The following is a 4,247-nucleotide window of genomic DNA, read 5'->3' as shown; positions in this document are numbered from 1 at the left end:
GCGCCTGGGCCCAGGCCGTGCGCCTCGGGGCCGAGTTTCTGGCCCCGCAGGAGGTAACCAAGCTGTGCCTGCAGGACGGCTACAAAGTGCTGACGCTGGGCGACGGCAGCGAAATCAGTACCAAAGCCGTGGTACTGACCACCGGCGTGAGCTACCGCACCCTCGACGTGCCGGGCATGGACCGCCTCAGCGGCGCGGGCGTGTACTACGGCGCGGCCCGCACCGAGGCCCGCAGCTGCGACGCGCAGGACGTATACATTGTGGGCGGCGGCAACTCGGCCGGGCAGGCCGCCATGTACCTGGCCACCTACGCCCGCCGGGTGTTCATCGTCATTCGGGGGGCCAACCTGGCGGCCAGCATGTCTGCCTACCTCATCGAGCAGATTCGCGACACGCCTAATATCGAACTATTGCCGCATTCGCAGGTAAAAGAAGTGTGTGGCCAGGACCACCTCGAAGCCGTGATGGTGGACGTAAACGGCACTGTAGAGAAACGTCCGGCCCGCGCCCTGTTCGTCTTCATCGGCGCCAAGCCCAGCACTGAATGGATTTGCGACCAAGTGCTATGCGACGGCAAAGGCTTCCTGCTCACCGGCCGCGACCTCGTGACCGACCCACGCTACCACGAAGTCTGGAAAAAGCAGCGCGAGCCTTACCTGCTCGAAACCTGTGCCCCCGGCATCTTTGCCGCCGGCGACAGCCGCGCCGGGGCCATGGCCCGCGTGGCCTCGGCCGTGGGCGAGGGCAGCATGGCCATCAAGTTCGTGCACCAGTACCTGGACGAGTAAAATACAATGGGTGAATGAGCGAATGGGTGAATGGGTGAATGCTGCAATAACATTCACTCATTCACCCATTCGCTCATTCACCCATTGAAATCCTACTCTTCCAGCATCAGCTGGTCGGGCAGGTTCATCAGGTAGTCGCCGTAGCCGCTTTTGCGCAGCGGGGCGGCAATGGCGCGGAGCTGGTCGGCGTCGATGAAGCCCTGGCGGTAAGCGGCTTCCTCGATGGAACCCACCTTCAGGCCCTGGCGCTGCTCGATGACTTTCACGAACTCGCCGGCCTGCATCAGGCTTTCGAACGTGCCCGTGTCGAGCCAGGCGGTGCCGCGGCCGAGGATGCCCACTTTCAGGGTGCCGCGGCGCAGGTACTCCTTGTTCACGTCGGTGATTTCGTACTCGCCGCGGGGGCTGGGCTCCAGGTTTTTGGCGATTTCTACCACGTCGTTGTCGTAGAAATACAGGCCGGGCACGGCGTAGTTGCTCTTGGGCTTGGCCGGCTTCTCCTCGATGCTGAGGGCGGTTTTGTTCTCATCGAACTCCACCACGCCGTAGCGCTCGGGGTCGTGCACGTGGTAGGCAAACACCACGCCGCCCGTGGGGTCGTTGTTCGATTTCAGCAGCTCTTCCAGGCCCGCGCCGTAGAAAATGTTGTCGCCGAGCACCAGGGCTACTTTGTCTTTGCCAATGAAGTCGGCGCCGAGCACGAAGGCTTGGGCGAGGCCGTTGGGCACTTCCTGCACCACGTATTGGAAATCGCAGCCCAGGCTCTTGCCATCACCGAGCAGCTTCTTGAACTGGGCCTGGTCGTGGGGCGTGGTGATAATCAGCACCTCGCGAATACCGGCCGAGAGCAGAATCGACAGCGGATAATAAATCATCGGCTTGTCGTACACGGGCATCAGCTGCTTCGAAACGGCGAGCGTGAGCGGATGCAGGCGGGTGCCGGAGCCGCCGGCGAGGATAATTCCTTTCATGAAATCAAATAAGGGGCAGAATCACTGGCACAAAGCTACGGCTTTGGGCGGGGTTGGGCGGGAATGCGGTAGAGACGCATATTTGCGTCTCGTCGTCCACGCCGCGCGGTCGTGTCGTTCAACGACGAGACGCATACATGCGTCTCTACAATGTTCTAATATAGCCGGGCACCGCCCGCTTCTACCGTCAGCGTCACCGACTGGCCTACCACCAAGGCCAGATTGTCGGCCTCGTGGCCGGTGGGGAAGCCGTAGGCCACCGGAAAATTATACAGCTGCGCGTAGCGGTCGATGATTTCCCAGGCCGTGGTGCCGAAGGGAATGGCATTATCGCGCATGTCGGAGAAGTGGCCCACCACCAGGCCGGCCAGGCCCGCCAGCTGCCCGCTGCGGTGCAGGTGCAGCAGCATGCGGTCGACGTGGTAGAGATACTCGTCGAGGTCTTCGAGGAAGAGGATGCGGCCCGCGAAGCTGGCCTGCGAGGGCGTGCCCGTAATGGTTTGGAGCAGGCTTAGGTTGCCGCCCACCAGCTCGCCAGTGGCGGCACCAGGCCGGTTGAGCGGGTGCGGCGCTACTTCAATGGGCTGAAACGCCTCGCCGAACAGCGCGCGGCGCAGGGTTTCGAGGGCCAGCTCGCCGCCGGCCTGGTGGAACAGCACCGGCATCACGCCGTGAATGCTGGCGTAGTTGCGGGCCAGCAGGTGCGAGTTGAGCACGGTGACATCGGAGAAACCGGCCACCCACTTGGGCGCGGCGGCGAAGCGTGTGAAATCGAGCCCGTCGACGATGCGGGCGGTGCCGTAGCCGCCGCGCGCGCACAGAATGGCGCGGATGCCGGGGTCGTCGAGCTGCTGCTGGAAGTCGCGGCGGCGCAGGTCGTCGGGGCCGGCAAACTGGTGGTACTCGCCGGCGATGCTTTCGCCCAGCACCACGTCGAGGCCCCAGCTTTCGAGGGTGGCGATGGCGGGGGCCAATTCGGCGGCCGATATTTTACGGGCCGGGCTGACGAGCGCCACGCGCTGGCCGGCCCGCAGGGGGGCGGGAAACTGAACGGACATAGTCGAAAACAAAGCAGCTGGAAAAACGGTCGCAAATAACGCACGGCCGCGCGGCCGGCCGGTCGGGCCAACCCCGGCGGCCGGTTCTGCGTCAAGCAACAAGCCCTACATCCGATTTTCCACTCTTTTCCTGGTTCCTATGAAATCTTTACTCTTTGCGGGGGTGCTGCTGCTACTCGGCCTGGCCCGGCCGGCGCTGGCCCAGATGCCCATCGACACCACCAATGGGCGCTACTTCCGGCCCGTGTTCGCGAATGTGACGGTGACGTCGGGCGTGGTGTACGGCTCGGCAGTGGGCGTTTTCGGTACGCAGCAGCTCGTGATGGACGTTTACCAGCCTACGGGCGACGCCACGGCGCAGCGGCCGGTCATCATCTTCGCCCATCAGGGCGGCTTCGTCACGGGCTCGCGTACCGAGTCGTACATGGCAAGCGTCTGCACGCAGTTTGCCAGGCTGGGGTACGTTACGGCCAGCATCGACTACCGCCTCAACCCCCTCCTAGTGCTGAACCCATCCGATACTACCGGGGTGAGCCGGGCCGCTATTCAGGGGATGCAGGATATGCGGGCGGCCGTGCGCTTCTTCCGCAACGATGCCGCCACGAGCAACACGTACCGCATCAGCCCCACCCGCATTGTGGTGGGCGGGGCTTCGGCCGGGGGCTTTATGGCGCTGGAAGTGGGCTACCTCGATAAAGCCAGCGAAGTGGATGCCAACGTGGGCCTCGCGGCGCTGGGCGGCATCGAGGGCAACAGCGGCAACCCCGGCTACAGCAGCCTGCCGCTGGCCGTGCTCAACCTGAGCGGCGCGACCAACCCGCTCAGCATCATCGAACCCGGCAACGTGCCCCTTTACAGCGCTCACGGCACCTCCGACGCCGTAGTGCCGTACCTGAAAGGGCGCGTCGGGGCGGGCCTGCCGCCCAAGTACGTGTTCGGCAGCGGCTTGCTGAATCCGTATGCCAGCAGCGTGGGCGTGTCCAACGTGCTGCGGCGCTTCAGCCGGGCGCCCCACATTCCACAGTATCCGGTGCAGAGCGCCAACACTGGCAGCGCCAACTCGGCCGCCTACGCCGACACCACGTACCGCGACATCAGGGCTTTCTTACGACCGTTGCTGGCGCCCTTCGCCGTGGCGGCCTATCCGAGCCTCACTATCAATACCAACACCACGGTAAACGGCGGCAATTACCAGGATATCACCATCAACAGCGGCACGGCTACGCTGGCCGGCAACATCACCGTATACGGCACGCTGGTTGTTAAAAGCCAGAGTGGCCAGCCCGCCGGCAGCCTGAATACCAACTGCTTTGTGGTGGACGGGCCGGGCAATTTCGACCTGCAGGCCGGGGCCCAGCTGCGCATCTGCGACGCGGCGGGCATCAGCGCCAGCGGGGCCACGGGCGCGATTCGCAACACCGGCAGCCGTA

The 4,247-nt window shown here is 64.2% G+C and carries 4 protein-coding genes; 2 read left to right on the top strand and 2 right to left on the bottom strand.

Annotated elements, in window-relative coordinates; genetic code table 11:
* The coding region (locus tag ACYVDE_RS15860; protein WP_460502519.1) for an NAD(P)/FAD-dependent oxidoreductase at positions 1-788 on the top strand (788 nt) is incomplete at its 5' end.
* 92 nt (positions 789-880) lie between these two features.
* Here the strand turns inward: ACYVDE_RS15860 and rfbA are convergent.
* Positions 881-1,759 (bottom strand): sugar nucleotidyltransferase, encoded by an 879-nt coding sequence (rfbA, locus tag ACYVDE_RS15855; protein WP_460502518.1) that lies wholly within the window; start codon positions 1,757-1,759, stop codon positions 881-883.
* Between the two features lie 155 nt (positions 1,760-1,914).
* Positions 1,915-2,817, bottom strand: a complete 903-nt coding sequence (locus ACYVDE_RS15850; protein WP_460502517.1) for a S66 peptidase family protein — start codon at positions 2,815-2,817, stop codon at positions 1,915-1,917.
* Positions 2,818-2,956: 139 nt separating this feature from the next.
* Here ACYVDE_RS15850 and ACYVDE_RS15845 point away from each other — a divergent pair.
* Positions 2,957-4,247: alpha/beta hydrolase fold domain-containing protein (locus ACYVDE_RS15845; protein WP_460502516.1), on the top strand; the 1,291-nt coding region annotated here is incomplete at its 3' end.

The sequence above is a fragment of the Hymenobacter agri genome (genome assembly GCF_054778495.1).
Note: the sequence above shows the minus strand (reverse complement) of the source record. Positions and strands in the feature narration are given on the sequence as shown.